1 protein-coding gene is annotated in these 806 nt (G+C 37.7%); it reads left to right on the top strand.

Annotated features, from left to right (window positions below; all coding sequences use genetic code 11):
- Positions 1-88 precede the first annotated feature (88 nt).
- Positions 89-806: IS110 family transposase (locus ACFSKL_RS16425; protein WP_376887421.1), on the top strand; the 718-nt coding region annotated here is incomplete at its 3' end.

Raw genomic sequence — 806 nt, 5'->3', positions numbered from 1 at the left:
AAGGTATTATGTTTGAAAAATAGGCATAAGCTAGATTTCATATATTAAAGGGAGAAATTCAACATTAACCTTTAAATTAAGAACGCTTATGCCATCTACTAAAGTTAGTAAAAATTCATTTAAGGGACAATCTATTTACATTGGTATTGATTGTCACCATAAAAGTTGGAAGGTAACATTACTCTCTGACAATTTTGAACTTAAGACAATGTCAAGGGATCCTGATCCTGGATCACTGGTATCATATCTTGAATTGCATTATCCTGGCGCTGAATATAAAGCTGTCTATGAATCAGGGTTCAATGGGTTTACAGTTTGTAGAGAGTTAAGACGTCTTAGAGTTGACTGTCAGGTAGTCCATGCAATGGATGTGCCTTCTACTCACAAGGACAGACAGCAAAAATCTGATAAGTCCGACAGCAGAAAGCTGGCTCAACTGCTTCGTTCCAGTGGTTTTAAAGGAATAGACGTTCCTCCAAGACACATCGAAATGGACAGAAAGCTTCTAAGGCAGCATTTCTCTTTGACAAGAATGTTGACTGCGGAAAAAAACAGGGTTAAATCTACTCTTTTCCAGTTTGGTATAGAGATTCCTGAACGGTTTAGTAGTAGTCAATCCAGAAGTTGGTCAAAAGTATTCATTGGGTGGTTAAGATCCATATCTGACATAGACCCTAGATTACAGCTTAGTATCAACAACTATATTGAAACAGGCCTATTGATCAGAAAGCAGTTGTTAGAGGTAACCAAGCAGCTGAGAAGTCTTTCTCAAGCAGGGGAGTATAAAGAAGACTTCAGCCTTTTGA

Source organism: Belliella marina, from assembly GCF_042682445.1.
Lineage (GTDB): Bacteria > Bacteroidota > Bacteroidia > Cytophagales > Cyclobacteriaceae > Belliella > Belliella marina.
The sequence above is the reverse complement of the archived record's forward strand: the minus strand, read 5'-3'. Positions and strand labels throughout refer to the sequence as shown.